The 25,180-nt window shown below is 66.1% G+C and carries 24 protein-coding genes; 12 read left to right on the forward strand and 12 right to left on the reverse strand.

The window, feature by feature from the left end; all coding sequences use genetic code 11:
- Positions 1–117: 117 nt before the first annotated feature.
- Complete coding sequence (metC, locus tag H1343_RS10480; protein WP_185982864.1) at positions 118–1,332, forward strand: cystathionine beta-lyase; 1,215 nt, start codon at positions 118–120, stop codon at positions 1,330–1,332.
- Between the two features lie 8 nt (positions 1,333–1,340).
- On the opposite strand, the gene H1343_RS10485 is transcribed toward metC, so the two are convergent.
- Entirely contained in the window at positions 1,341–2,162 is an 822-nt protein-coding gene (locus H1343_RS10485) for a phosphatase PAP2 family protein (protein WP_185982865.1), read from the reverse strand.
- Positions 2,163–2,260: 98 nt separating this feature from the next.
- The gene (locus tag H1343_RS10490; protein WP_185982866.1) at positions 2,261–2,572 is read right to left on the reverse strand and encodes a hypothetical protein; all 312 of its coding nucleotides are present in this window, start codon (positions 2,570–2,572) and stop codon (positions 2,261–2,263) included.
- Positions 2,573–2,916: 344 nt separating this feature from the next.
- Here H1343_RS10490 and H1343_RS10495 point away from each other — a divergent pair, with 344 nt between their 5' ends.
- The gene (locus H1343_RS10495; RefSeq protein ID WP_185982867.1) at positions 2,917–3,216 is read left to right on the forward strand and encodes a YkgJ family cysteine cluster protein; all 300 of its coding nucleotides are present in this window, start codon (positions 2,917–2,919) and stop codon (positions 3,214–3,216) included.
- Positions 3,217–3,713: 497 nt separating this feature from the next.
- Here the strand turns inward: H1343_RS10495 and H1343_RS10500 are convergent, their stop codons facing one another.
- Entirely contained in the window at positions 3,714–4,085 is a 372-nt protein-coding gene (locus H1343_RS10500; protein WP_185982868.1) for a response regulator, read from the reverse strand.
- Positions 4,086–4,216: 131 nt separating this feature from the next.
- Here H1343_RS10500 and H1343_RS10505 point away from each other — a divergent pair, with 131 nt between their 5' ends.
- The 3 genes from H1343_RS10505 (at position 4,217) to H1343_RS10515 (ending at position 6,584) form a co-directional block, all read left to right on the forward strand.
- Positions 4,217–4,522: a DUF3572 domain-containing protein gene (locus H1343_RS10505; RefSeq protein ID WP_185982869.1), complete on the forward strand. Its 306-nt coding sequence runs from the start codon at positions 4,217–4,219 to the stop codon at positions 4,520–4,522.
- Positions 4,519–5,172, forward strand: coding sequence for a hypothetical protein (locus H1343_RS10510; protein ID WP_185982870.1), 654 nt, complete (start codon positions 4,519–4,521; stop codon positions 5,170–5,172). Before H1343_RS10505 ends, H1343_RS10510 begins: the two co-directional genes overlap by 4 nt.
- Before the next feature lie 65 nt (positions 5,173–5,237).
- Entirely contained in the window at positions 5,238–6,584 is a 1,347-nt protein-coding gene (locus tag H1343_RS10515) for a DNA polymerase IV (protein ID WP_185982871.1), read from the forward strand.
- 12 nt (positions 6,585–6,596) lie between these two features.
- Here the strand turns inward: H1343_RS10515 and dnaE are convergent, their stop codons facing one another.
- Together dnaE and H1343_RS10525 are read right to left on the reverse strand one after the other, a co-directional pair.
- Entirely contained in the window at positions 6,597–10,079 is a 3,483-nt protein-coding gene (dnaE, locus tag H1343_RS10520; RefSeq protein ID WP_185982872.1) for a DNA polymerase III subunit alpha, read from the reverse strand.
- Positions 10,080–10,384: 305 nt separating this feature from the next.
- Positions 10,385–10,765 carry a hypothetical protein gene (locus H1343_RS10525; protein ID WP_185982873.1) on the reverse strand — a complete coding sequence of 127 codons (381 nt, stop codon included), beginning with the start codon at positions 10,763–10,765 and terminating at the stop codon, positions 10,385–10,387.
- 36 nt (positions 10,766–10,801) lie between these two features.
- Here H1343_RS10525 and H1343_RS10530 point away from each other — a divergent pair, with 36 nt between their 5' ends.
- Positions 10,802–11,341, forward strand: a complete 540-nt coding sequence (locus H1343_RS10530; protein ID WP_185982874.1) for a TRAP transporter small permease subunit — start codon at positions 10,802–10,804, stop codon at positions 11,339–11,341.
- A 23-nt stretch (positions 11,342–11,364) separates the two neighbouring features.
- A complete protein-coding gene (locus H1343_RS10535) occupies positions 11,365–12,906 on the forward strand; it encodes a TRAP transporter large permease (RefSeq protein WP_185982875.1) in 1,542 nt (513 codons plus the stop codon).
- Positions 12,907–12,977: 71 nt separating this feature from the next.
- Here the strand turns inward: H1343_RS10535 and H1343_RS10540 are convergent, their stop codons facing one another.
- Positions 12,978–14,081 carry a TRAP transporter substrate-binding protein gene (locus H1343_RS10540; protein WP_425484580.1) on the reverse strand — a complete coding sequence of 368 codons (1,104 nt, stop codon included), beginning with the start codon at positions 14,079–14,081 and terminating at the stop codon, positions 12,978–12,980.
- 206 nt (positions 14,082–14,287) lie between these two features.
- On the opposite strand from H1343_RS10540, the gene H1343_RS10545 reads away from it, so the two are divergent.
- From H1343_RS10545 to H1343_RS10555, 3 genes are all read left to right on the forward strand, one after another.
- A complete protein-coding gene (locus tag H1343_RS10545; protein ID WP_185982877.1) occupies positions 14,288–14,734 on the forward strand; it encodes a GNAT family N-acetyltransferase in 447 nt (148 codons plus the stop codon).
- A 132-nt stretch (positions 14,735–14,866) separates the two neighbouring features.
- Positions 14,867–15,076, forward strand: a complete 210-nt coding sequence (locus tag H1343_RS10550) for a cold-shock protein (protein ID WP_185985599.1) — start codon at positions 14,867–14,869, stop codon at positions 15,074–15,076.
- 128 nt (positions 15,077–15,204) lie between these two features.
- Positions 15,205–16,338 (forward strand): GGDEF domain-containing protein, encoded by a 1,134-nt coding sequence (locus H1343_RS10555; protein WP_185982878.1) that lies wholly within the window; start codon positions 15,205–15,207, stop codon positions 16,336–16,338.
- Between the two features lie 15 nt (positions 16,339–16,353).
- On the opposite strand, the gene pqqE is transcribed toward H1343_RS10555, so the two are convergent.
- Genes pqqE through pqqB form a run of 4 tightly spaced genes read right to left on the reverse strand, consistent with a single transcriptional unit; the run spans position 16,354 to position 19,437 of the window.
- On the reverse strand, positions 16,354–17,460 hold the full coding sequence (pqqE, locus tag H1343_RS10560) for a pyrroloquinoline quinone biosynthesis protein PqqE (protein WP_185982879.1): 1,107 nt from the start codon (positions 17,458–17,460) through the stop codon (positions 16,354–16,356).
- Complete coding sequence (gene pqqD, locus H1343_RS10565) at positions 17,457–17,750, reverse strand: pyrroloquinoline quinone biosynthesis peptide chaperone PqqD (protein ID WP_185982880.1); 294 nt, start codon at positions 17,748–17,750, stop codon at positions 17,457–17,459. Before pqqD ends, pqqE begins: the two co-directional genes overlap by 4 nt.
- Positions 17,747–18,508: a pyrroloquinoline-quinone synthase PqqC gene (gene pqqC, locus H1343_RS10570; protein ID WP_210270026.1), complete on the reverse strand. Its 762-nt coding sequence runs from the start codon at positions 18,506–18,508 to the stop codon at positions 17,747–17,749. Before pqqC ends, pqqD begins: the two co-directional genes overlap by 4 nt.
- Positions 18,505–19,437 (reverse strand): pyrroloquinoline quinone biosynthesis protein PqqB, encoded by a 933-nt coding sequence (pqqB, locus tag H1343_RS10575; RefSeq protein ID WP_185982881.1) that lies wholly within the window; start codon positions 19,435–19,437, stop codon positions 18,505–18,507. Before pqqB ends, pqqC begins: the two co-directional genes overlap by 4 nt.
- Before the next feature lie 411 nt (positions 19,438–19,848).
- Here pqqB and H1343_RS10580 point away from each other — a divergent pair, with 411 nt between their 5' ends.
- The gene (locus H1343_RS10580) at positions 19,849–20,211 is read left to right on the forward strand and encodes a hypothetical protein (protein WP_185982882.1); all 363 of its coding nucleotides are present in this window, start codon (positions 19,849–19,851) and stop codon (positions 20,209–20,211) included.
- A 4-nt stretch (positions 20,212–20,215) separates the two neighbouring features.
- Here H1343_RS10580 and H1343_RS10585 read toward each other — a convergent pair whose 3' ends face one another.
- The gene (locus tag H1343_RS10585) at positions 20,216–22,549 is read right to left on the reverse strand and encodes a penicillin acylase family protein (RefSeq protein ID WP_185982883.1); all 2,334 of its coding nucleotides are present in this window, start codon (positions 22,547–22,549) and stop codon (positions 20,216–20,218) included.
- Positions 22,550–22,588: 39 nt separating this feature from the next.
- A complete protein-coding gene (locus H1343_RS10590) occupies positions 22,589–23,371 on the reverse strand; it encodes an IclR family transcriptional regulator (RefSeq protein WP_185982884.1) in 783 nt (260 codons plus the stop codon).
- A gap of 138 nt (positions 23,372–23,509) precedes the next feature.
- On the opposite strand from H1343_RS10590, the gene H1343_RS10595 reads away from it, so the two are divergent.
- On the forward strand, positions 23,510–25,117 hold the full coding sequence (locus tag H1343_RS10595) for an ABC transporter substrate-binding protein (RefSeq protein ID WP_185982885.1): 1,608 nt from the start codon (positions 23,510–23,512) through the stop codon (positions 25,115–25,117).
- Positions 25,118–25,180: the final 63 nt, after the last annotated feature.

Consider the following 25,180-nt stretch of genomic DNA (forward strand, 5'->3'; position numbering starts at 1 on the left):
GCCCGGTCTTGGGACCTTGTCCTGACGCGACTTCATGCCATAAAAATTTGCAGGTCAAGCTTTTGACGATTTTTTCCCCGGCGCAAAACTGCTTTAGCCACATTGCGCCAAGGAGACATGCAAGAAGGTGAAAAAGTGAGCATTGAAAAGGGCTTTGATGGTCTGCGGCCCCAGACGCGCGCGCTCCGGGCAGGGCACGATCCGGCCAGCCATCACGGCTTCGTCAATCCGGCGGTCGTTCACGCATCGACCGTCCTCTTCCCGAACACCGACACAATGCGCAAGCGGGCGCAGCTCTACACCTACGGACTGCGCGGAACACCGACGACGGAGGCGCTCGAACGCGCGCTTGACGAGCTGGAGGGCTCTGCGGGCACCATCCTGGTCCCGTCGGGGCTCGCCGCGGTCTCGGTCCCGCTTCTCGCCTTCCTGTCCAGCGGCGATCATCTGCTGGTCGTCGATTCCGTCTATGGGCCGACGCGCCTGTTCTGCGATACGATGTTGAAGCGCATGGGCGTCGAGGTAGAGTATTTCGACCCGGCGCTCGGCGCCGGCATCGCCGCCCGGATGAAGGCGAACACGCGTGCGCTCTTCCTGGAGGCGCCCGGCTCCAACACGTTCGAGATGATCGATGTCCGCGCTATGTCGGACGCCGCCCACGCGGCCGGTGCGCTCGTGATGATGGACAACACCTGGGCGACGCCGCTTTTCTTCCGGCCGCTCGAGCACGGCGTCGACCTGTCGATCCATGCGCTGACGAAATATCCCGGGGGTCATTCGGACGTGATGCTCGGCTCGGTCTCGGCGACGCGCGAAACCTATCAGCGCCTGCGCGCGGCTCAGATGCAGCTCGGCCTCAATGTCGGCGGTGACGACGCCTATCTCGTCTTCCGCGGCCTCAAGACGATGGCCGTGCGGCTCGCGCATCACCAGGCGGCAGCGCTCGAAATTGCGCGCTGGATGGAGGCGCGGCCGGAAGTCTCGCGCGTTCTGCACCCCGCCCTGCCCTCCTTCCCCGGCCACGATCTGTGGAAGCGGCAGTTCTCGGGCGCGAGCGGGCTGTTCTCGGTCGTGATGGCGGGCGGCGGCACCCGCGAGGCGAGCGCCTTCCTCGATGCGCTGCAGATCTTCGGCCTCGGCTATTCCTGGGGCGGTTTCGAAAGCCTCGCGCTACAGCCTGACCTGTCCGACCGCACGGTCGCGCTCGCGCCGGAGGAAGGCCCGGTGCTCCGCTTCCAGATCGGTCTCGAGGACGTCGAGGATCTCAAGGACGACCTCCTGCGCGGCTTCGAGGCCTTGGCCGCGCCCGCATCGGCCCGGGACATGGCCTGACGTCAGGTTCAGCGCAGCGATCGCCGCCGCACCGGAACGAGGCCCGCAAGGCCTCGCCCCCCTGCCCGGAAGCCATAGGCGACACCCCGCAGGGCCAGCCAGCGCGCAACGACGGTTGCCGTCAGGAAGCCGATCGTAAAGCCGATCACGACGTCGCTGGCAAAATGCGCTTCGACGACGAAGCGGCTTGCGGCAAAACACAGGCCGATGACGAGGAGCGCAGGCCGGATCGTCGGGAAGAAGACCATCCCCACAGCCGCGACGGCCCCGGCCGTCGTCGCGTGGCCGGAAGGGAAGGACGAATAGTCCCAGCCGAAGCGTAGGAAGCTGAATCCGAGGTGCCCGTATTCGTCGAGGAACGGCGGGCGGGCGCGGCCGAAAAGCACCTTCAGTATGTTGGTGATGACGCCGGCCAAAGCTACGCTGGCAAAGAGATAGGCAGCATCCACGGCAAGCATGCGGGCTCGCCACCGACGCGCGCGCGGCAAGGCCCGAAGGTCGACGAAGCAGAGGGCGAGGAGGAGCGCGCCCGAGGGATAGAGATACCAGCGCACGAGAACGGCGTCGGTCGCATAGTGCAGGAAGCTGCGCACGCCGTCCGGTTCGCGCGTCATCGCTCTCGCGATCTCGTGGTCGAACGCGACGAGCATCAGAGCGAAGACGCTGGCCGCGACCGCAATCGCCGCCATCGGGCGGGTGAAGAGGGAGATGCCCGTCAGCCGCCGTGGTCGTCGCGCCGGCGCGACCCACGCCTTGGCCGCCTGCCGAAATCCTGCCTGCCCTTCAGCGTCCGCCTCCCTTCGAGACTGTGGCCTGTGTACTTCCGTCATGCCAGCGCCGCATGCGTCTGTCGACCGCACGGAAACGACAACGGGCCCGCTCCTTCTAGGAGCGAGCCCGTCGTGGAAGAGTCCGTATCGCGGACGGATCAGGAAGGCGGAGTGTCCTGCTGCGGAAGCTGCTCGATCACCGTGTTCTGTGCCATCACCAGCGCATCGATGCAGCCGCTCTCGTCACCGGCCGACTGCGCCGCTTCCGCCGAACCGACATGATCGCGCGCGGTCGCTACTTCCAGCCCGCCGGCCTCGGCCTGATCCACGAGCTGCACGATCTGAGGAAGCGCCTCGGCGCAGGTCGGCGTCGCGGCGGGCGCGGCTTCGGTGGCGGCAGGGGCATCCTGCGCAAAGGCGGCAGCGGAGCTGGCGGAAAGGAATGCGAGAGCGAGAAGGGTCTTCTTCAAGGGTGGTCTCCGTTTCTGGTGTTGCCGCCACCCATGGCGGGCCGTTGCGGATGACCAAAAGCCTCGCCCCGTCATGCGGCGAAACCGCGTGGCGCAAAAGGTCGTTTGGTGGCCGTTTCGCGGTCCCTCAGGCGACGTCAAGAGCGTCGCAGGGAAAATGATGAACGGCCTGACTGACTTGGGATGAGAGCACTTGTGGACGGGCGGTCGGCCTTCCGCCCCGCCTCAATTGTCGATCACGAAAATGGGAGAAGTCGTGGCGACCTGGCCCTTCCCCGCCTCCATCCTTGCTCGTCGCGCGAGTCGCGTTTCACGTATGCTGCCGATGCGGTAGATCGACGGGGATGAACCGCTCGCTACCCTTCGACTGCCAGACCTGTGGCGCGTGCTGCGCGCATTCGGCCGACTGGCCGCGCTTCAGCACCGAACCGGAGGAACGCCTTGACGCGCTGCCGCCTGCCTTCGTGTCTTCCGATCTTTCAGGAATGCGATGCGAGGACGACCGGTGCTCGGCACTTTCAGGCGTCGTGGGCGAGCGCACGAGCTGCCTCGTCTATGCGCTCCGCCCGGACGTCTGCCGCGCCTGCATGCCGGGAGATCCCGAATGCATTACGGCCCGGCGCGCCCGCGGGCTGCCCATCTGAATACGTTGAAATGCAAAAGCCGCCGAGGGTTAACCCGGCGGCTCGCGTGCCTCTTTCGAGGAGTGCGGCCTCGCGAACCGCCCGCCAGTACATCCGTGGTCGAGCGAAGCGAAGCCTTTGGCGCATCGACCCGCTATGTTCGGCGGGGACGCGTTGCACCATACCTAAATGGGTACGCACTGAGGCTTGTGCAAGACTTGTGGAGAAACAGGCGCATGGGGAGGAGATGACCGGCCGGTCGCCCGATCGCGGTACGAGGACACCGCTGGTGATCGAGGACCGGCCGGCCGCCCCACGGGACCCAGGAGATGCGGCGGACCTGAGCATTCCATGGGGAAAGCGCGCGAACGAACCGTCCGCGAAAAGGCGCTCCGCCCGGACAAACCATTGCGGAGATTCATGTGGAAAAGCAACGGTCATTGCGACGCTCGCCGCGCGCCGTCTTCACGAATGGTTAAGGACGCCGCAAAGTTCTGAACCCGTCGGGCCAGGAGCGTTCAGGCGTCGCCAAGGAACGCCTTGATCGTCTCGATAAACCGCGTGACCGAAATCGGCTTGGAAATATAGGCTTCGCAGCCGCCTTCGCGGATCCGCTCCTCGTCGCCCTTCATCGCGAAGGCGGTGACCGCGATCACGGGAATTGCCTTCAGCTCCTCGTCGGCCTTCAGTTTGCGGGTCACGTCCAGCCCGGAAATCTCGGGGAGCTGGATGTCCATCAGGATCAGGTCCGGCCGATGCTCGCGCGCAAGATCCATCGCGGCCAGGCCGCTGCGGGTCTGGACCGTCTGATAGCCATGTGCCTCGATCAGGTCGCGGAAGAGCTTCATGTTGAGCTCGTTGTCCTCGACGATCATCACGGTCTTCGACATGGTTCGCGATACTCCAACACTCGAACTCGCGATGCAGGGCGGCCGATGGTTGCAGCCCCGCATGGGCAGGTTCTACACCCGTTTCGTTTAAGAAATGGGAACCGTGCCCTGCGCGGGAAAAGGAGCGCTCGATGCTGAAGGCGGACATGACCTCGAACCGGGGCGACGACGGGCTCGCCACCGGCGTCGCCGCGCTGCAGTTCCTGGCAGGCGATCCGGACCTGACGAACCGCTTTCTCTCGCTTTCGGGCCTTGAGGCGCACGAGCTGCGCGAGGCCGCCACGCAGCCCGCCTTCTTCGCCGGCCTTCTGGACTTCATGCTGGCCGACGAGCGCACGCTGCTCTCCTTTTGCGAAAGCGCGCAGTTGCGGCCCGACGCTGTCGTTTCGGCGCGGACCCACCTTTCGCGCAGCTACGGCGCGGCCGACCCGGCATGACGGGGGCGACGACCGTCGGCCCCGCTCCCGCCGACATCGCGAAGCACCGCGAAGCGCTCCTCGTCCTCGACGTCGACGAGGTGGTCCTCCATTTCGTCGAACCCTTCTGCGCACTCCTCGAGGAGAATGGCGCGCGGATGCATTTCGACAGTTTCGCTCTCACCGGCAATGTCCGATCGCTGGCGACGGGCGCGGCTGTCTCGGGGCAGGCCGTCGGCGGTTTCACGCGCAGGCTCTACGAGGAGCAGGAAACGCGCCAGCGCCCGGTCGACGGCGTCGCCCCAGCGCTCGAGCGCCTCTCGCGCATCGCCGACATCGTTTTCCTGACCGCAATGACGCCGAGCTTCCACACCCATCGCCGCAGACTTCTGGATGCGGCGGGCCTTCGTTACCCGATGATCGCGACGGAGCGCTCAAAGGGCGGCATCGTTGCCGAACTCGCCGAGCGGTGGCACGGGCCGATCGTCTTCGTGGACGATCTGCCGCCCAATCTCGCCGGTGTGCGCCGCAGCCTCGCGCGGACGCGGCTCCTGCATCTGATGGCAAATGACGGGCTGCGCCCGCATCTGCCGCCGCTGCCGGAGGGCGCGGAGCAGGCGCGCAACTGGGCGGAGGCGGAACCGCTGCTGGAGACGATGCTGCGCGGCTGAGCGCGCTTGCCGCAGAGGGCGGCGGGCGCGATAATCGCGCCTGTTCCGTCACCCGCAGGCCCACCATGCCGGACCAGCCCGCCCTTTGCCGCGACTGCCTGCGCGCCCAGCCCGCGGGCGCCCGCCGCTGCACGGCCTGCGGCAGCCCGCGCGTGCTCGCCCATCCGGAGCTGCACGACCTATCGATCGCGCATCTGGATTGCGACGCCTTCTATGCCGCCGTGGAGAAGCGCGACCGGCCGGACCTTGCGGATCGCCCCCTGATCATCGGCGGCGGGCGCCGCGGCGTCGTCCTCACCGCCTGCTACAATGCGCGCATCAAGGGCGTGCGCTCCGCCATGCCCATGTTCAAGGCGCTGCAACTCTGCCCGGAGGCGACGATCATCCGGCCCGACATGGCGCGCTACGCCGAAGTCGGCCGGCAGGTGCGCGAGATGATGCGCTCGATCACCCCGCTCGTCGAACCGCTCTCGATCGACGAGGCCTTCCTCGACCTCTCGGGGACCGAGCGGCTTCACCGGCAGTCTCCAGCCGTCACGCTCGCGCACCTCGCGCGCGCGGTGGAGGATGAGTTGCGCATCAGCGTCTCGGTCGGCCTCTCGCACAACAAGTTCCTCGCCAAGATCGCCTCGGATCTCGACAAGCCGCGCGGCTTTTCGGTGATCGGCCGCGCCGAGACGCTCGCCTTCCTCGCGGCGCGGCCGATCGGCGCCATATGGGGCGTCGGCGAGGCGACGCGGACCCGGCTCGCACATGACGGTCTGACCTCGATCGCCCAGCTCCAGACGATGGACGAAGGCGATCTCATGAAGCGCTACGGCGCGATGGGGCAGAAGCTCTTCCGCCTTTCACGCGGGCTCGACCGGCGCGCCGTCCAGCCACGGGCCGAGGCCAAGAGCATTTCGGCCGAAACGACCTTCGAGGGCGACCTGTCGCGCGAGGATCAGCTGGTTCCGATCTTGCGCACGCTCTGCGAGAAGGTCGCGCGGCGCCTGAAGACGACGGAGCTCGCCGCCGACACCATCGTTCTGAAGCTCAAGGGCAGCGATTTCCGCATCCGCACGCGCAACCGGCGCCTCGCTCAGCCGACGCGCCTGGCCGGCACCATCTTCGAGACGGCGCGCGCCATGCTGCGGCACGAGCTCGACGGCACGCGCTACCGCCTGATCGGCGTCGGCTGCTCTGAGTTCTCGCCCGCCAACGCCGCCGACCCGGTCGACCTCGTCGATGCGGGTGCGGCACGCCGCGCGCAGGCCGAAGGCGCCGTCGACGCGCTGCGCGAACGCTTCGGCCTCGAGGCGATCGAGACCGGCTACACGTTCCGGCCCGCCGCCGCCCGCGAACCGGAAGCGGCGCGCCGCGCGGCGCGCCCGCGCGAGATCAACCCAGGCGACCGCGACCGGCGAGGCTGAAGCTCCCGCGCGTCAGGCCAGTTCGACGTCGAGAATGCCGGGCGCCGCACGGATCGCGCTCGCCATCTGGGGCGAGACGCGGTAGCGTCCGGGCATGGCGATCTCCACCTCCCGCTCGCCCCCGTCCTGCACGATCACCAGAGAGACGGCACTGTCGCCATCGGTCTTCAGATGCGCCCGCAGGGCTGCCAGCGGCGAGGCGTCGCGCATGAAGACGCGCATCGAGCTCTGCATCCGCTCCGCCTCCCGCTCCAGCGACTGGACCGACTGAACCCGCAGGGAGATGCCCTCCGGCCTGTCTTCCGCCGAAACCGTGACGATGACCGAGCTGCCCGGCTCCAGCATCTCGCGATAGGCGACGAGCGTCTCGGTGAAGAGCACCACCTCGTACTGTCCGGTCGCGTCGGAGAGCTGGACGATGCCGATCTTGCCGCCGGTGCGTGTCTTTCGCTCCTGGCGCGAAGTGACCGTGCCGGCCACCCGGCCCGCCGTCGCGCCCTTGCGCACGCTCGCCACCACCTCCTTGTAGGACTGCACGTTCAGGCGCTTCAGCGCCTTGGCATATTCGTCGAGCGGGTGAGCGGAAAGGTAGAAGCCGATCGACTGATGCTCGCGCATCAGCTTCTCGGCGCTCGTCCAGATGCCAGGCTGCGTGAAGCGCAGTTTCTCCGGCTCGGCGCCGGCCCCGCCGAACATGTCGTGCTGGTTCGAGGTGCGCCCCTCGTGCGCCGTCAGCGCATAACCGGCCATGCGCTCCAGATTGGCGCACAGGAGCGCGCGGTCGTGTCCGAAACAATCGAGCGCACCGGCGCAGATCAGATGCTCCAGCGTGCGCTTGTTGACGATCTTTGGATCGATGCGCGCGCAGAAGTCCTCGAGACTCGCGAAACGGCCGCCCTCTTCGCGCAGCGCCACGATATGATCCACTGCATGTTCGCCGACGCCCTTGATGGCCGCGAGCGAATAGAGGATGCGCCCCTCCTCCACCTCGAAGGGCCGATACGATGTCTGCACCGAAGGCGCGACGATCTCGATGCCGAGGCGCATCGCATCGACGCGGAAATCGTTGAGCTTGTCCGTGTTGCCGCTGTCGAGCGTCATCGAGGCGGCGAGGAACTCGGTGGCGTGGTTCGCCTTCAGATAAGCCGTCTGGTAGGCGACGAGCGCGTAGGCTGCCGCGTGGCTCTTGTTGAAGCCGTAGTCGGCGAACTTGGCCAGAAGGTCGAAGATCGTGTTCGCCTGCGCCTTCGCGATGCCGCCCTCCAGCGCGCCTTCGACGAAGCGCACGCGCTGCTTGTCCATCTCCGCGCGAATCTTCTTGCCCATCGCGCGGCGCAGGAGATCGGCCTCGCCGAGCGTGTAGCCCGACAGGACCTGGGCGATCTGCATCACCTGTTCCTGATAGACGATCACGCCCTGGGTCTCGCGCAGGATCGGCTCCATCTTGGGATGGATGATCTCGACATCCTCCTCGCCGTGCTTGCGCGCGTTGTAGACCGGGATGTTTTCCATCGGGCCGGGGCGGTAGAGCGCCACCAGCGCGATGATGTCCTCGAAACAGTCCGGTCGCATCCCGATCAGCGCCTTGCGCATGCCGACCGATTCCACCTGGAACACGCCGACGGTCTCGCCGCGCGTCATCATCTCGTAGGTCTTGGCATCGTCGAGCGGCAGCGCACCGAGGTCGAGGGACACGCCCTTTCTAGCGATCAGCGCCACCGCCGTCTGCAGTGTCGTCAGCGTTTTCAGGCCGAGGAAGTCGAACTTCACGAGCCCGGCCTGCTCGACCCACTTCATGTTGTACTGCGTGACCGGCATGTCGGAGCGCGGATCGCGGTACATCGGCACGAGCTTGGAGAGCGGACGGTCCCCGATGACGATGCCGGCCGCGTGCGTGGACGCGTGGCGGTAGAGCCCTTCGAGCTTCAACGCGATCGACAGGAGGCGATCGACGATCTCCTCCTTCTCGCGCGCCTCCTGCAGGCGCGGCTCCTCCTCGATCGCCTGCGCGAGCGTGACGGGGTTGGCGGGGTTGGCCGGCACCAGCTTGCAGAGCTTGTCGACATGGCCGTAGCTCATCTCGAGCACGCGCCCGACGTCACGCAGGACGGCGCGCGCCTGCATCGACCCGAAGGTGATGATCTGCGCCACCTGCTCTCGGCCGTACTTGGCCTGGACGTAGCGGATCACCTCCTCGCGCCGGTCCTGACAGAAGTCGATGTCGAAGTCGGGCATCGACACGCGGTCCGGGTTGAGGAAGCGCTCGAACAGCAGAGAGAAGCGGAGCGGATCGAGGTCGGTGATGGTCAGCGACCACGCGACGAGCGAGCCGGCGCCCGAACCGCGGCCCGGGCCCACCGGTATCCCTTGCGCCTTCGCCCATTTGATGAAGTCGGCAACGATCAGGAAGTAGCCGGGAAAGCCCATCCGCTCGATGACCGAGAGCTCGAAGGCCAGACGCTCGCGATAGTCGTCCTCGCTCTGTCCCGGCGCCGTCCCGTGATAGGAGAGGCGCGCGGCCAGCCCCTCCTCCGCCTGACGCCGCAACTCGGCGACCTCGGCCCGCTGCGCTTCTTCCGGATCGGCGTCGGCGCCCGCGAAACGCGGCAGGATCGGCTTGCGAGTGCGCGGACGGAACGAGCAGCGCCGCGCGATCTCGACCGTGTTCGACAGCGCCTCGGGCAGATCGGCGAAGAGCTCGCCCATCTCCTCGGCCGACTTCAGACAATGGTCGGGCGTCAGGCGACGGCGATCCTCGTGACTGACGAGACGGTTCTCGGCGACCGCGATCAGCGCGTCATGGGCATCGAAATCTTCGCGTGCGAAAAAATAGGGCTCGTTGGTCGCCACGAGCGGCAGCTCGAACTCGTAGGCGAGATCGACGATGTCGGCCTCCAGCCGCTGCCAGCGATCGCCGTGACGCTGGAGTTCGACATACAGTCTGTCCGCAAATAGCGCCTTCAGCCGCTCCAGCCGCGCGCGCGCCACCGGTTCGCGGCCGGCGTCCAGCGCCGCGTCCACCGGGCCGAGCGGCCCGCCGGTCAGCGCGATGACGCCTTCGCAGCGTCCTTCCAGCCATTCGGCGAGGATGTGGGGACGCGCGTCGCCGCCATGGGCGAGATAGGCCATGGAGACGATTTCGACGAGATTGGCGTAGCCCTCTTCCGTCGCGGCGATGAAGGCCATCGGCGCCATGGAAGAGAACGCGTTACGCTCGCGCCCCTGCCCCGACGGCTCGCCCGCGTCCGAAAAGTCGACGTCGAGCTGGCAGCCGACGATGGGCTGGATCCCGGCCTTGGCCGCCTTCTCCGAGAATTCGAGGGCCCCGAAGAGATTGTTGGTATCGGCGATACCGATCGCCGGCGCCCCGTCCGCCTTGGCGAACTTGACGATCTGGTCGATGCGCAGCGCGCCTTCCAGAAGAGAGAAGGCGCTGTGGATGCGCAGATGGATGAAGCCTGGCCCGTTCGCCGCCGTCGCCTCGCCCATCGCCATCACCCTTCGCACACATCCAGATACCGGTAGAGAACTCGACTCGCCACGCCGGCAGACGATCACCCTGCCCGACCGAGATGCATTTGTCGTGCCACCGCGCCGCGTGGTCCACGCATTCCACAGCGCGCGACCTGCATCGAGACCGGGTACGCAACCGTGAAAATGATTAGACGACGGTCGCGAAAAGGCTGAAGCAGAGGACGAAGGCCGAGATCGCGGCGAGAGAGGCGCATTCCTTGACGAGCAGCATCGGACTGTTCTCCGGTTTGTCGATGTTCATGTTTTGTTCTAGTGCGACTGAAGAGTCAACCCTCGTCGTCCTCGTCCCCGCCGTTTGCCTCCAAGCCCCCTGTCTCCCTGCTTTCCAGCGCCTTGTCGCGCCGGGCCTCTGCGCGCTCCAGGAGTTTCGCGAGTGACGATCCGCTGCTCCCAGCGGCACGGCTCTCGAGGCGCCTGAGCACCAGCAGTTCGAATGCATGACGGGCGCGTACCGCCTCCACCGCCCTGCGCTGGGCGGCGATGCGGCGGGCGAGCGGGTCGCCCTCCGTCACGGTCGTCCCCGCCCAGCGGAGACGCGCGATACGGTGTCGTTCAAGAAAAGACTGGCCTTGTCTGCGCGGAATGTCGTAGCGACCGCACGAGAACGCGCGATCGATGTCGGCCGGAAAGGTCGGCGGCTGGCCCATCCCGAAGGGCGCGACGCGCCCAATGCGGAGGAAATGATGGGAGCGCTGCTCTTGTTCAGCCGGTCCGTGGATCGGCTGAACGCCGGATTTGCGGTCATCGCGGAATACATGGTCCTTGCTGCGGTGCTGATCAGCGGCGGAAACGCGCTCCTGCGCTACACGCTCAATATCAGTTCGAACGGCGCGATCGAGATCCAGTGGTATCTTCTCGCCGGCATGGTGCTTCTGGGCTCGGCCTATACGCTGCGCATGAACGAACATGTGCGCGTGGACCTCATCTATTCCACGCTCGCGCCGCGCACGCGTCTCTATGTCGACATCATCGGCTTCGCCGTCCTGTTCCTCCCAGTCGTCGGATACCTGTTCAGCCTGTGCTGGCCGTTCTTCTGGCGCTCGTTCATCTCGGGGGAAACGTCGATGAACGCGGGCGGGCTGATCCTGTGGCCGGCGAAGGCGGCGCTGCCGCTCGGCTTCGGCCTCCTGTTCCTGCAGGGCCTTTCGGAGCTCATCAAGCGCTTTGCCGCGCTCGCCGGGCTGATCGAGCTCGAAACGAAGTACGAAAAGCCTCTTCAGTAGGCCGCAGACCGGAGGGGTCGCTCATGTTCGCTTACGGTCCGATGCCGCCGCTGATGTTCGGCGGCATGATCTGCTTCCTGCTCTTCGGCTTCCCGGTCGCCTTCTCGCTGGCGGCGACGGGGATGCTCTTCGGCCTTCTCGGCATCCTCACGGAGCATTTCTCGCCGGCGCTCCTCAACGCGCTGCCGCTGCGCTTCTACGGGGTCATCTCCAACGAGCTCCTGCTCGCCATCCCGTTCTTCACCTTCATGGGCGCGGTTCTCGAGCGCTCGGGGCTGGCCGAGGACCTTCTGGAGGGGGCGGGCCAGCTCTTCGGGCCCCTGCCGGGCGGCGTCGCCTATGCCGTCATCATCGTGGGCGCGGTGCTCGGCGCCATCACCGGCACGGTCGCGGCGTCGGTGATCGCGATGGGTGTCGTCTCGCTGCCGGTGATGATGCGCTACGGCTATTCCAAGCGTCTGGCGACCGGCGTCATCGCGGCGTCTGGCACGATCACGCAGGTCATCCCGCCCTCGCTCGTCCTCATCATCCTCGCCGATCAGCTCGGGCGCTCGGTGGGCGACATGTACAAGGGCGCGATCGGACCGGCGCTCCTGCAGATCCTGATCTTCCTCACCTTCATCTTCGTCCTGTCGCGGCTGAAGCCGCATCTGATGCCGCCGCTGCCGCCGGAGGCGCGCACCAAGAGCGGCGGGGCGCTTCTTTGGCAGGTTGCCAAGGCGATGGTGCCCTCGCTGGCGCTGATCCTGATCGTCCTCGGCACGATGTTCGCAGGCCTTGCCACGCCCACCGAAGCCGGCGCCATGGGTGCGATCGGCGCGATGCTCCTGGCTGCCGCGCACCGACGCCTCGACTGGACGCGCACGCGTGAAGCGATGAAGATGACGATGCGCATCACCGCCATGGTGATCTTCATCCTCATCGGGGCCACCGTCTTCAGCCTCGTCTTTCAAGGGATGGACGGCGGCCTGTGGATCGAACATCTCCTGTCGCACATCCCCGGTGGAGCCGTCGGCTTCCTGATCTTCGTCAACGTCTTCATCTTCTTCATCGCCTTCTTCCTCGATTTCTTCGAGATCGCCTTCATCATCGTGCCGCTGCTCGTGCCCGTGGCGAACTCGCTCGGCATTGATCTCATCTGGTTCGGCGTGCTCCTGTGCGTGAACCTGCAGACGGCCTTCATGCACCCGCCCTTCGGCTTCGCGCTGTTCTACCTGCGTGGCATCGCGCCGCCCGAGGTGAAGACATCCGACATCTATCTCGGCGCGATTCCGTGGCTGTGCCTGCAGCTCGTGATGGTGGCGGTGCTGATCTTCTTCCCGCAGTCGGTGACGTATTTCCTCACGCCGGAGGCGACGTTCGACCCCGCGTCGATCCAGATCAACGTTCCGAGCTTCGGCGATCCCTCGCAGGCGCCGGGCGCCCCCTCCTTCGGCACCCCGCCCCCTCCGAGCTTCGGCGCGCCGCCGGCTGGGCCGGTGGACGCGACGCCGCCTCCGCCCTCGTTCGGGGCCCCGGCAGCGCCGAGCTTTGAAGCGCCGGCAGCGCCGAGCTTCGGCCAGTAGCGCGCCCAAAAGAAGAGGCCGGCGGATCGCTCCGCCGGCCTCTTTTCTTGTGCCTCGATGCTGCCCGCCGCCTAGCGTCCGGCAGCCTGCTGCGCATAGGCGTAGCTGTCGTTGGTGAACTCGGCGACGCGGAACCATTCGTAGCTCTGCGTGCGGAACTCGTTCCACGGGTCGAAGATCTTCTTCCAGTTCTCGTTGGTCTCGTCGAGTTGCCGATAGAGGTTCTGCGCCGAATCGTAGGCGGCGTCGAGAACGTCGCGCGGCAGGGGGCGAAGCTGGGCGCCCTTGCCGACGAGCGAGCGGATCGCGCGCATGTTCTTCACGTCGTAATCGGCGGTCATGTCGAGGTTCGCGGCCATGGAAGCCGTCTCCAGCGCGGCCTTGTATGAGTCCGGCAGGCCATCGAACTGCTCGCGGTTGAAGATGTAGTGGACCGTCGGCCCGGCCTCCCAGAAGGCGGGGTAATAGTAGTAGGGCGCAACCTGATAGAAGCCGAGCTTCTCGTCATCGTAGGGGCCGACGAACTCGGTCGCGTCCAGCGTGCCGCGCTCCAGCGCCGGATAGACGTCGCCGCCGGCAAGCTGCTGGCCGACGACGCCGAGCGGCTGGAGCACCTGTCCCGCGATGCCCGCGATGCGCATCTTCAGGCCCTGCAGGTCGGCGACCGAGTTGATTTCGTTGCGGAACCAGCCGCCCATCTGCGTGCCGGTGTTGCCGCCGGGGCGCGCCGTCACGTTGTAGGACTGCAGGAACTCGTCGATCAGTTCGTTGCCGCCACCGTGATAAAGCCAGGCGTTCTGCTGGCGCGCGTTCAGGCCGAAGGGAATCGCCGAGCCGATGGCGAAGGTCGGATCCTTGCCGACATAGTAGTAGAGGACGGAGTGCGCGGCCTCGACCGTGCCGTCCTGCACCGCGTCGAGCGCGGAAAGGCCCGGCACCAGTTCACCCGCCGGGAAGAGCTGGATGGTGAACTGCCCCTCCGTGATGTCCGAAACCATCTGGGCGAAGCGCTGCGAGGCGCCGAAGAGCGTGTCGAGCGTGTTCGGGAAACTCGAGGTCATGCGCCAGCGGATGCGCGGGCGCTCCTGGGCGATCGCCGGAGCGGCAAGTGCGACGCTGGCCGCCGCGCCGCCCGAGACAATGCCGGCCTGCTTGAAGAATTGGCGACGATCCACCTGGATTTCCTCCCATGCTGGGCCGATCTCGCGCCGGCCGTGAAACGGCCGGATACAAGCGGAAGCGGCCCTGCCGCACAAGTGGACGGATCGCATTTTCGCCGTTCTTTCGATCCGAGGAGCTCGCCAGACGATTCCGAAGGGTTTCCACCACTTTGCGAGATCTCTATCGTTTTCGCGGCGAGAGAGAAGAAAGGCATTCCCGGATGGGCGAGATCAGGGCGCTGGAGCGTGGGGACAAGCAGAACTGGCAGAAGCTCTGGCAAGGCTATCAGGCCTTTTACGAGGTTTCGATCTCTCCCGAGGTGAGCGAGGAGACGTTCGAACGTCTGCTTGCCCCGGACGAGCCGATGCACTGCGCCCTCGCGGTCGAGGATGGCGAGCCCGTCGGCCTCGTCCACTACATCTTCCATCGCTCCACATGGACGCGCGGCGACTACTGCTACCTGCAGGACCTCTTCGTCGATGCGGCTGTGCGAGGCCGCGGCACCGGCCGCGCGCTGATCGAGCATGTGCGCGAAAAAGCGGAGGCGGCCGGCGCCTCGCGGGTCTACTGGCTCACGCAGGAGGCCAATCATGACGCGCGCGCCCTCTACGACAAGGTCGCCGAGCGCAGCGGATTCATCCAGTACCGCCAGGTTCTGGGTACATGAAAACCTCGCCCCGCCTGTCTCCAAACTGTCTTAATATGGCCGGCGAGGACTTTTCGTTTGCCGAGAGGCCTCGCGTCAGTCATGGTCTGCGCGCGCACGATGCGCTCGACTTGGAACGAACAGGTTTTTTCAATGGCTACTGGTACCGTTAAGTTCTTCAACGCTGACAAGGGCTTCGGCTTCATTACCCCCGATGACGGCGGAAAGGATCTGTTCGTGCACATCTCCGACGTCGAGCGTTCGGGCATGTCCTCGCTCACCGACGGTCAGAAGGTTTCTTTCGACAGCGCGCCGGATACGCGCGGCAAGGGTCCGAAGGCCGTGAACCTTCAGAGCGCCTGATTGCGCTTCAGATCGCGCAACCCGCGATCCAAGCATTGGAAGGGCGCCTCGGGCGCCCTTTTTTTTATCGCGACGTGCGGTCGCGCGGCACACATATTCCTTAAGCTATAAGACGTATCCTCGCAGTGATGACGCGCCGCTCTTTCGCCATCTGGCATACGCTCTTCGGCGAAGATGCCGTCGATCCGCAGACGCGGGACGAGCTCGGCCGCCTCCTCTTCACCACCATCGTGCCGAAGACGATCGTCGGCATCTCGCTCGTCGCCTTCTCCGCCCTCCTGCACATGAAGACCGGCGACAACGCGATGATCGCCATCGGCATTGCGGGCCTTCTCGCCACGACCTACCGCATCGCCTGCGTGCTCCTGTTCCGCCGCTACGAAGCGACCGCCCGCGTCGTGACATGGGAGCGTGCCTACGGCATCGGCAATTTCTGGTTCGCGCTCGTTCTGGCGGTCTTCTCCTTCGTTGCGGTCCCGATGGAAGGCGCCTCGGCTAAGCTGATGGCGGCGATCCTCGTCGTCGGCTTCTGCGCCGGCATCGTCGGGCGGGCCTCTGTAAGGCCGTGGATCGCGATCCCCACCGTGCTGATCTCCGGGGGCGCGCTAGCGCTGGCAACAGCGCTGCATCCCGGGCCCGAGCATCTCGTCATCGCAGCCGTCCTCGTTGCGATGACGGCCGGAAGCTTCGACATGATCATCAACACCTACAACATCACGCTGGAGCATCTGACAACACGTCAGCGCTTTGCGGAAATGGCGGGGGAGGATTCGCTGACGCGGCTGCCGAACCGCTCGATGCTGCACGAAAGACTCGACGCGCTGTTCGCGCACAAGGAGCCGCAGCTGATCGCGATCCACTTCGTTGACCTCGATCACTTCAAGGCGATCAACGACACCTACGGGCACGCAGCCGGCGACACCATTCTCGTGGAGGTCGCCAAGCGCATGCGGGCCGTTCTGACACGCGGCGCCTTCGCCGCGCGCCTCGGCGGAGACGAATTCGTCATCGTCCAGCCGAATATCGACGACGAGGCCCAGGCCCAGGCGCTCAGCCGCGACGTCGTGAAAGCGATCAGTTGGCCGATCTTCCTGCCGCATGGCGCGGTCAATATTCAGGTCAGCGATGGCTGCTGCATCGTGGAAACAACGGCGGCGACCGGGGCGGAGGCAATGGCCGCCGCCGATGCCGCCCTCTACGAGGCGAAGCGCGACGGGCGCGGAAGGGCCATCGTGCGCGGCTACCGGCCGGACGCGGCCTGAGGCGTCTGCCTTCGCTCAGGCGTGAACGCCAATCCTTCGGTACGACATTTCTTCGACCCCGCTCGCGGCATCGCCTTCGGCCAGTGCCAGCACCTGCCCATGCAAGGGCGAGAGCGAGCAGGCCGGATCCGTCGCCGCGGCGTCGCCCGCAAGCTTCATCGCCTGGCAGCGACACCCGCCGAAATCGATGTCCCTGCGCTCGCAGCTTCGGCACGGGTCCTTCATCCATGCCGTGCCTCGATAGGCCTTGAACGCCGAGGAATGCGCCCAGATCTCGCCGAGCGGCGTCTTGGCCGCATTGTCGAAGACGAGATGGGGAATCTCGTGGGCGCCATGACAGGGCATCGCCGTGCCGTCCGGCGTGATCATGAAGGCGTCGCTCGCCCAGCCGCCCATGCAGGCCTTGGGGTAGCGCGCATAGTAGTCGGGCGCCACGAAATCGATCGCGAGCACACCGCGCAGCGCGGCCTGCGCCTGTGCCACCGTCTCGGCGAGCTCAAGCACGGCGTCACGCGGCGGCATCAGGGCCGCTCGGTTGAAGAGCGCCCAGCCGTGATACTGCACGTTGGCGATCTCCAGCCGCTCCGCCCCCAGCTCCAGCGCAAGGTCGATGAAGGCCTGCGCCTCGCCGATGTTGCGGCGGTGGATGGGGGCGTTGATCGTCAACGGCAGGCCCGCCTCGCGCACACGGCGCGCGGTCTGAAGCTTGGTCTCGTGTGCCCCGCGCCGCCCGCCGATCAGTTCGGTCGTCTCCGGCCGAGCTCCCTGGAAGGAGAGCTGGACGTGGTCGAGCCCCGCCTTCGCCAGGGCCTCGAACGCGCCCTCCTTCACCCCGACGCCGGCCGTGATGAGGTTGGAATAGACGCCGCGCCGGGCGAGCGTTTCCACGAGCCTCGCCAGATCCTGCCGAAGCGTCGGCTCGCCGCCCGACAGATGCACCTGCAAAACGCCGAGATCGGCCGCCTGCTCGAAGATCGAGATCCAGCCGTCAGTGTCGAGCTCCCGGTTCGCCTTCATCAGCGCGAGAGGATTGGAGCAGTATGGGCATTGAAGCGGGCAGCGATGCGTCAGTTCGGCGAGGATGCCGATCGGAGCCTGCAACGTAGATTCTGCAGCGCTCACAGCCGCACCACCATGCGATCCGACCAGTCCTGCAGAAACTCCGTCACGTCGCGCCGGACCTCCGCCTCGTCGGCCTCGTACTCGGCGGCAAGCGCGCCGGCGATCGACGCGACGTCCGTGAGCCCGTCGCATCGGCGCAGGATCGCAAGGCTCACCTCATCCGGCCACAAGACCTTCTCCGGCGATAGAAGCGCCCAGGCCCCTCGCACAGGATCATGCCGCAGGCGCACGTGCCGCGGCAGGCTCGGCCTGGAAGCGTCCGCGACGATCGGGCGATCGCGGGCCGTCACGGCCCGTCCTCCGCAATCGGTACGAAGCAGCCGGGCGGCGTGAAGGCCGGCTCTACATAGGAGAAGTGCAGCGCGTCGAGCATCGCCCAGAGGATGTCGCACTTGGTAAGGAGCGCATCGACGCAGGCCTGCTGCTCCTCGCGCGTCCTCGCGTGCTCCTTCACATAGGCCAGCGCGAAGTCCGCATCGCGCGGCGCCTGCGTCAGGCGCGGCTTAAAATAAGACAACGTTTCCTCGTCCACGTAAGGGTAGCGCGCGAGGATCGCCGGCACGCGCTCGCCGATCGCCAGCGGCGAGAACATCTCGGTCAGGGACGAGGCGATCGCCTCCAGCACCGACCGCTTTTCGACCAGCGTCAGATAAGCGTTCACCGCAAAGCGCGTAGCAGGGAGCGCGAGGCGTTGCGAGGCGACGTCCTGCGCGTCGAGCCCCAGCCCCGTCGCCAGGCGCATCCAGCGCTCGATCCCGCCCGGCTCGCCCGCCGCGCCGTCATGATCGATCACCCGCTCACGCCATTCAATGCGCAGCGCACGGTCATCGAGACGCGAAAGGATCATCGCATCCTTCCGCGGAATGGCGGCCTGGTAACAGTAACGGTTGAGCGCCCAGGCCTGCATCTGGCCGCGGGTCAGATCACCGGCCACCATCCGGTGGTGGAAGGGGTGGCGGTTGTGGTAGCGCGCGTCTCCCACGCTGCGCAGGAGCGCCTCCAGATCGGTCGGCGACAACACACTCTCGATGCGGAAGGGTTGCCTCATACGTGAAGCTCCAATCCATCTTCGGCAACGCTCCAGCCAGCGTCCGTTACGCGGCGTCTTTCTTCCGACGCCTCTTCAAGGATCGGGTTGGTGTTGTTGATATGGATGTAGATTTTCCGTTCGACGGAAAGGTTGTCGAAGGCGTCGATCGAGCCTCCGTCACCGGTGATGGGAACATGACCCATCCGACGACCGGTCTTGGTTCCGACGCCAGCCTCCGCCATCTCGGCATCGGTGAAGACCGTCCCGTCGAACAAAAGCGCATGTGCACCGCGCACTCTTTCGCGCAACCGGTCGTCGACCCGTGCACAGCCCGGAACGTAGTGGACGATGCCGTCGCTTTCGCCGCGGATCTGCACGCCGACAGTGTCGCCACCATCCGCCTCGAAATCGTTCGCCGCGTCGCCCGTCTCCATGAACAGCGCGACCTTGCCGGGCACAGGATACAGCCGAATCGTGATACCGAGCGGCCCTGCCGGCCCTTCCAGCGCGACGTCCTTCTCGATCGGCAGCGTTATGCGTCGCACATAGTCCGGGTCGAGAACGCGGAAGATCGGGTTGGCCTCCAAAACGGCCAGCACCCGGTCGGTCGCGTAGAGATTGAACGCCTGGCGCTCGCGCAGCGAGAGAAGCCCCGCGAGGTGATCGACGTCGGCGTTCGTCAGCACCACGGCGGCAATCGGGCTCGAGCGCAACTCGGCGTCCGCATGAGGCTGCAAGGCCTGGGTCTCGTTGATCTGCTGGCGGATATCGGGTGATGCGTTGAACAGCACCCATCCGCGGCCTTCGCTGCCCTGCGCGGCTATGCTGGACTGGAGGCGCGGCCTCACTTCGCCCTTGCCTTCACGCGCCCTGCGGCTGATGCGGTAGTTACAGTTCCATTGCGGCACGCCGCCGCCGGCGGCCGAGCCGAGCACCCTGATGATCACGGGGCTTCACTTTCTTCGATGCGAGATATCGCGCCCGTCACGCGACGGGCTGGTGATGGGCGAGGCTCTCGCCCCGCCCATACCGAAGGCTACTTGCGGAGTTCAAGCTCCGACGATGCGTAGCGCGAGATCTCGAATCCCGTCGCCACCTGACACATCTGCGGCTTCGTCCAGACCTTCTTCATGTCCAGGCTCCTCTACTGCGGCGCGGCGTCTGCCCCGCCATCACGCCGAAAGAATAGGGCCTGCGCCGCAATCCGCCATGCCGAGCGCCCTCAAAGCTTTTTGACCGGATCGGCGGACTATCGGCATTTTTCTGCCGGTTTCACGGAAAATTCTTCTGTTAAGTGGTTGGAATCAGACGCCGGCTCATGCCACGCTGGTTGTGACGAAAAAGTGGCAGGACGTCCCATGCAAAGGACCGCAGAACGCCCCTCGCCGTTCCAACGTTGGCTGATCGAGGAAAACTCCTGGGACCAGCGGCATGACGATCGCGAATACGTTCCCGAAGTGAGCGCCTATCGCTCCGACGAAGAGCCATGGCGACTGGAACGGCTGCAGCGGGTCTACTCGACGGCACGCGCGCTCTTCCTCATCACCGAGCAGCGCCCGCTGCCGGCGACTGTCGTCGTCTCGCTGCAAGACGAGCGCGGCACGCTGACCGTCACTGCGACGTCGGACGAGTGGTGGGCCTATCTCGAGCTGATCTTCCGCCTCGCCTGGCGCTCGGAGAACGAGGACGCGACGAAGGTGAAGGGCGTCTTCCCCGCCTAGACCTTCAACCATCCGGCGACAGGACGATCGTGGACGCCGTCACCGCATCGACAGCTTCCAACGAATAGGCCAGCGGATGATGGTGCCCCTCAAGCCAGACGGGCGCGAGGTCGCGGTAGTGCGTCGATGCCGGATCGCCGGACTGGCCAGGCATGTTGATGAAGACGCTTTCGTCCCACGCGCCCACATCGACGATCATGCGCACCGACGCGCCGACGGTGATCTCGAAATCGGACGGACGATAGACCGCGCACATCGGCGTCGAGCCGCTGCCGCCGAGGGGCATCGACGGCACCGACAATTCGCCTGCCGCCTCCGGCGCAACTCCTGCAAGCGGGTGATCCAGCGTCAGGCGGTGCAGATCGCCCCAGCGCCAGCCCGCCGGATCGGGCCCGAGCCGCGCGGCGATGTCCGCCCAGGCGGCGGCGAGCGTCCGAGAGACCAGGACGGCGACCTGCTGCTCTTCTCCATCCAACGCGTCCATGACCCCATCGACGTCACCGGGCAGCATGATCGCCTGCAGCGCGGTATCGTGCGTCGCGCGTGCGAACAGCGCCGGCTTCAGATGCCTGGTGAACCAGAGCTCGAAGAGCGCAGCGGGCGCCGAATCCGCCTCCAGCCGCCCGTCCCAATCGGCCAAAAGCTCGGCGGCGGGGCGCGCGCCCTCCTCCAGCGCCATTGCGGCGATCGCAGCCTTCGCGCGGCGCGCGACCAGGGACAGGACGTCGGTCTGCAGCTTTCGCGAATCCTCGAACGTATGCCGATCCTGCGTGTCGAGCACCTCGTGGATGCGGCGCGAGCGGCTCGCTTCGATCCACTCGAAACCGATCGGCGGATTCGTCGCGAGCCATTCGGCCGCGATGTTCATCTCGTTGGCCGTGGCGATGAAGCCTCGCTCGGGATCGACGACATGCGGCAGATCGAGCGGATCGACATGCCCGGCCCATTCGTGCCGCCCGTCGCCCGCCACCGGCAGGAGCCCGCTCCAGTTCGGCCGGATGGGCGTCTTGCCGACGACCTGCCAGCCGATCGTGCCGCTCGCATCGGCGTAGACATGGTTGGTGGCTGGCGTGCCCCAGCCCGTCAGCGCCTCGCGCCAGCTTTCGACGGACCGAGCGCGCATCACCGAAAGGCTCGCCATGTAGGGCGCCGAGCCGGGCTGGCTCCACACGGTGCGCAGCGCATAAGCGCGCTTCGCGGCCTTGTCCTCGAGAAGCACCGGGCCGTGCCGCGTGAAGCGCAGTTCCTGCGTTACCGCGTCGTGGCCTTTCACCTCGAAGCTCTCGCGCACGACCTCCATTGCCTCGAAACCCTCGCCATAGCGATACGACGCGCTATCGCCCTCAGCCGTATCGTAGACGTAGACGTCTTCCTGATCGGCACCCGAAATGGTGATGGCGAACGCACTGTGGCCGTTGTGGCCGAAGGTGATGCCCGGCACGGCGGGCTCACCCGCCCCGATGACGTCGAAGCCCGGCATCGAGAGATGCACGACATAGCGAAGCGAGGGCACGGCGTGCGCGCGGTGCGGGTCCATCGCCAGGATCGGGCGGCCGCTCCCGGTCCGCGAACCGCTGACGGCCCAGTTGTTCGAGCCCTCCGCCTCCGCTCGCGCAATCACCTTGCCGATCGGGTCGACCACCGCCCAGCGCTCTGCGTCCTCCAGGCGCGCGTCCAGTCGCTCGCGGGAGAATGACACACCCGCCGTTCCGAGCTTGAAGACGTCCGCGACGGCGAGCGGCACCGGGCCGACGCCGGTGGCGAGCTCCTCGGAGAGATCGACGGCTGGCTCCAGCGAGCGCCGCAGGCGCTCGGCCTCTTCGCCGGCCCTGCCCAGGACATTCGATCGCAGAACCTCCGAAAGCGCGTTGCGCGTCAGCGCATGGCTGCGGATGCGTACGACATCGCTCGCGGCCCATTTCGCCGGCCGCGTGCCCATCAGCTCGAATTCGCGCGGCAGCGCGGCCTCGCCGCATTGCGTGCTCTCCACATAGGCGTTGATGCCGGCGACGAAGGCTTCGCAGATTTCCTCCGCATCCGGTGCGTAGGCTCTCCACTCCGGCGCCATCTCGCCGCGATAGAGGAACAGGCGAGAGGCGCGATCCTGCGCGAGATAGCCGGGGCCGAGGTCCGCCGCGAGCAGCCCGAGCCCGCGCTTTCGCCACAGGTCGATCTGCCACAGCCTGTCACGTGCCACGTTCCAGCCTTGCGCGAAGAACAGATCGTCCCGGTTCTGCGCGCGGATATGCGAGACGCCGAACCGGTCCACCGCGATCTCGACGTCTGCGACGAGCTCCTTCAGGCGGCGCATCTCCTGCGAACGTAGCATCTCGGTCATGAAACTGGGGCCTTTCGGTTCGATGGTAGCCAGAGTCGGTCAGCCGATGGCGTTGGCCGCATCCTGCAGGCGCGGGACGATCCTGTCCGTCACCGCCTCGTCGGTCCAGTCCGTCGGGGTGACGGAACAGTGCAGCGCACCGAACCCGCCATCGCGCGCGCGGATGGCAACGGCTACGCCGATCTCGTTCATCATCAGCTCGTTGCGCGTGATGCAGAAGCGCTTGCGTGCCGCCGTCTCCACGCTGGCGAGGACGCGGGCGCGGTCCATCTCCGTCTCGGGTGTGAAGCGGCGCATCGGCCATTCCTCGACGCAGCGTGCGCGCTCCTCCTTCGGGCGCAGACCGACCATCGCTCGTCCGCTGGCGGTATTCAGCGCGGGCACACGCCGGCCGATGATCATCGCGGCATAGTTCGTGCGCACATTGGGCAGGCGCACGACGTAGACGATGTCTGAACCGTCGAGGCGCGAGAAGTTGATCGTCTCTCCGAGCGTTTGCCGAAGCTCGATGAGCTTGGGCATGGCCACACGCACCAGCTCGTCCGCCCACAGGTAGGCATTGGCGAGTTCGCTCATGCGCAGTGAAGGGCGGAAGCGCCGCGTGGCCACGTCCTTCTCCAGATATCCGAGCTGGTGGAAGGTATTGAGAATGCGCTGGACCGCGCTTCGATCAAGACGCACGGCGCTCGCGATCTCCGTCAGCCCAACCTCCGGGCGCGCCTCGCCGAAAACCTCCAAGACGCGCATCGCCTTTTCGAGGGAGAGGATCTTGCCAACCTGTCCCGTCCTCGACCTCTCATGAGCGACGTCCGTAGCCTGCATATTTTTTGCTCGTTTCCCGCGCTTGACTATTTCATGAACGTCTACCTAAACTCTCTCATTCTGCCAAGCAGTATCGCAATGCGATACTTTGCCGTCGTCGATTTCCAGCCCGTCCTTACTCGAACGGAGACGCACAGAATGACCTTCCACTTCGAACATCCCGGATGCTCTCTTCCCCGTGCGCTGCGAGCGGCCCTGCTGTCCGCAACCGTTCTGACGGGCGCAGCCCTGCCCGCCGGCGCGCAGGAGATTCGCGCAGTGATGCATTCCGGCATTCGTGTGCTCGATCCGGTGATCACCACCGCACACATCACGCGCAATCACGGCTACATGATCTATGACACGCTGATCGCTATGGACGAGAACCAGCAGCCGCAGCCCCAGATGGCGGACTGGACGATCTCCGACGACGGCCTGATCTACACTTTTACGCTGCGCGACGGGCTGACCTGGCACGACGGTGAACCCGTGACGGCGGCCGACTGCGTCGCCTCGCTCAATCGCTGGGCGGAGCGCGACGGCGGCGCACAGCTGATGATGGACTATGTCGAGAGCCTCGAAGCCACCGACGACAAGACCATCACGCTGACGCTGTCCGAGCCTTTCACCTATGTGATCGAGCTGATGGCCAAGCCCTCCGGCCTGCCGACCTTCATGATGCCCGAGCGTGTCGCGCAGACGCCGTCCACCGAAAGCATCAGCGACTACACCGGCTCCGGCCCCTTCCGTTTCGTCGAGAGCGAGTACCAGCCGGGCGTCCAGGCCGTGTACGAAAAGTTCGAGGAGTACGTCCCGCGCGACGAGCCGCCGAGCTGGACGGCAGGCGGCAAGGTCGTGAACGTCGACACCGTTCGCTGGATCGCAATGCCGGACGCGCAGACCGCGATGAACGCCGTCAACAGCGGCGAGATCGACTATCTGGAGGCCGCGCCCGTCGACCTTCTGCCGATCCTCCAGGCCAATCCGGAGCTGACGGTCGATCTCTTCAACGAACTCGGCTCGCAGACGATGGGCCGGATGAACTTCTTGCACCCGCCCTTCGACAATATCGAGATCCGGCGCGCAGCTCTCGCAGCGTTGGGCCAGGAGCCGGTGCTTTCAGCACTCATCGGCAATCCGGAATACTATTCCGTCTGCGGCTCGATGTACGGCTGCGGTTCGCCGCTGGCGACGGACGCCGGCGACGATCTCATCATGAACGGGCCGGACGCGGCGACGGCCCGCCAGATGCTCGAGGAGGCCGGCTACGACGGCACACCTGTCGTCATCATGCAGCCGACCGACGTCGTCACAACCTCGGCGCAGCCGGTGGTCGCCGCGCAGCAGCTTCGCGAAGCCGGCTTCACTGTCGATCTCCAGCCGATGGACTGGCAGACGCTCGTTACCCGCCGTGCCAGCCAGGCCGCGCCCGCCGATGGCGGCTGGAACATGTTCTTTACAAACTGGGTGATCCCAGAGGTGTGGAGCCCCCTCAACAACCCGATGCTGAACGGCGGCGGTCCGGAAGGTGCATGGTTCGGCTGGCCGACCGATCCCGAGCTCGACGAGATGCGCGTCTCCTTCGCGATGGCCGAGACCGACGAGGAACGCGCCTCGATCGCCGCTGAAATCCAGGAACACGCTTACGAGCAGGTCACCTACGTGCCGCTCGGCGACTACTTCACCCCGTCCGCCTGGACCAGCCAGATCACCGGTTTTCTGAAGGCACCGGTCCCGGTCTTCTGGGCGGTGGAAAAGGCCGAGTAGCGCATCCGCGCCGAACATGCGGCCCCGCCGGATGCGGCGGGGCCGACCCTCCCCGCATCCCTG

The organism is Aureimonas mangrovi, from assembly GCF_014058705.1.
GTDB classification, from domain to species: Bacteria; Pseudomonadota; Alphaproteobacteria; order Rhizobiales; family Rhizobiaceae; genus Aureimonas; species Aureimonas mangrovi.

Excerpts from the sequence above, each read along its gene's own strand:
- H1343_RS10525 (WP_185982873.1), bottom strand. The coding sequence starts at position 10,765 with ATGGGCCAGCCGCCGACCTTTCCGGCCGACATCGATCGCGCGTTCTCG.
- H1343_RS10580 (WP_185982882.1), top strand. The coding sequence starts at position 19,849 with ATGCAAAGGACCGCAGAACGCCCCTCGCCGTTCCAACGTTGGCTGATC.
- H1343_RS10585 (WP_185982883.1), bottom strand. The coding sequence starts at position 22,549 with ATGACCGAGATGCTACGTTCGCAGGAGATGCGCCGCCTGAAGGAGCTC.
- H1343_RS10555 (WP_185982878.1), top strand. The coding sequence starts at position 15,205 with ATGACGCGCCGCTCTTTCGCCATCTGGCATACGCTCTTCGGCGAAGAT.
- H1343_RS10510 (WP_185982870.1), top strand. The coding sequence starts at position 4,519 with ATGACGGGGGCGACGACCGTCGGCCCCGCTCCCGCCGACATCGCGAAG.
- H1343_RS10485 (WP_185982865.1), bottom strand. The coding sequence starts at position 2,162 with ATGACGGAAGTACACAGGCCACAGTCTCGAAGGGAGGCGGACGCTGAA.
- H1343_RS10545 (WP_185982877.1), top strand. The coding sequence starts at position 14,288 with ATGGGCGAGATCAGGGCGCTGGAGCGTGGGGACAAGCAGAACTGGCAG.
- pqqC (WP_210270026.1), bottom strand. The coding sequence starts at position 18,508 with ATGAGGCAACCCTTCCGCATCGAGAGTGTGTTGTCGCCGACCGATCTG.
- H1343_RS10505 (WP_185982869.1), top strand. The coding sequence starts at position 4,217 with ATGCTGAAGGCGGACATGACCTCGAACCGGGGCGACGACGGGCTCGCC.
- H1343_RS10535 (WP_185982875.1), top strand. The coding sequence starts at position 11,365 with ATGTTCGCTTACGGTCCGATGCCGCCGCTGATGTTCGGCGGCATGATC.
- H1343_RS10530 (WP_185982874.1), top strand. The coding sequence starts at position 10,802 with ATGGGAGCGCTGCTCTTGTTCAGCCGGTCCGTGGATCGGCTGAACGCC.
- H1343_RS10595 (WP_185982885.1), top strand. The coding sequence starts at position 23,510 with ATGACCTTCCACTTCGAACATCCCGGATGCTCTCTTCCCCGTGCGCTG.
- H1343_RS10495 (WP_185982867.1), top strand. The coding sequence starts at position 2,917 with ATGAACCGCTCGCTACCCTTCGACTGCCAGACCTGTGGCGCGTGCTGC.
- H1343_RS10500 (WP_185982868.1), bottom strand. The coding sequence starts at position 4,085 with ATGTCGAAGACCGTGATGATCGTCGAGGACAACGAGCTCAACATGAAG.
- metC (WP_185982864.1), top strand. The coding sequence starts at position 118 with ATGCAAGAAGGTGAAAAAGTGAGCATTGAAAAGGGCTTTGATGGTCTG.
- dnaE (WP_185982872.1), bottom strand. The coding sequence starts at position 10,079 with ATGGCGATGGGCGAGGCGACGGCGGCGAACGGGCCAGGCTTCATCCAT.
- H1343_RS10590 (WP_185982884.1), bottom strand. The coding sequence starts at position 23,371 with ATGCAGGCTACGGACGTCGCTCATGAGAGGTCGAGGACGGGACAGGTT.
- H1343_RS10515 (WP_185982871.1), top strand. The coding sequence starts at position 5,238 with ATGCCGGACCAGCCCGCCCTTTGCCGCGACTGCCTGCGCGCCCAGCCC.
- H1343_RS10550 (WP_185985599.1), top strand. The coding sequence starts at position 14,867 with ATGGCTACTGGTACCGTTAAGTTCTTCAACGCTGACAAGGGCTTCGGC.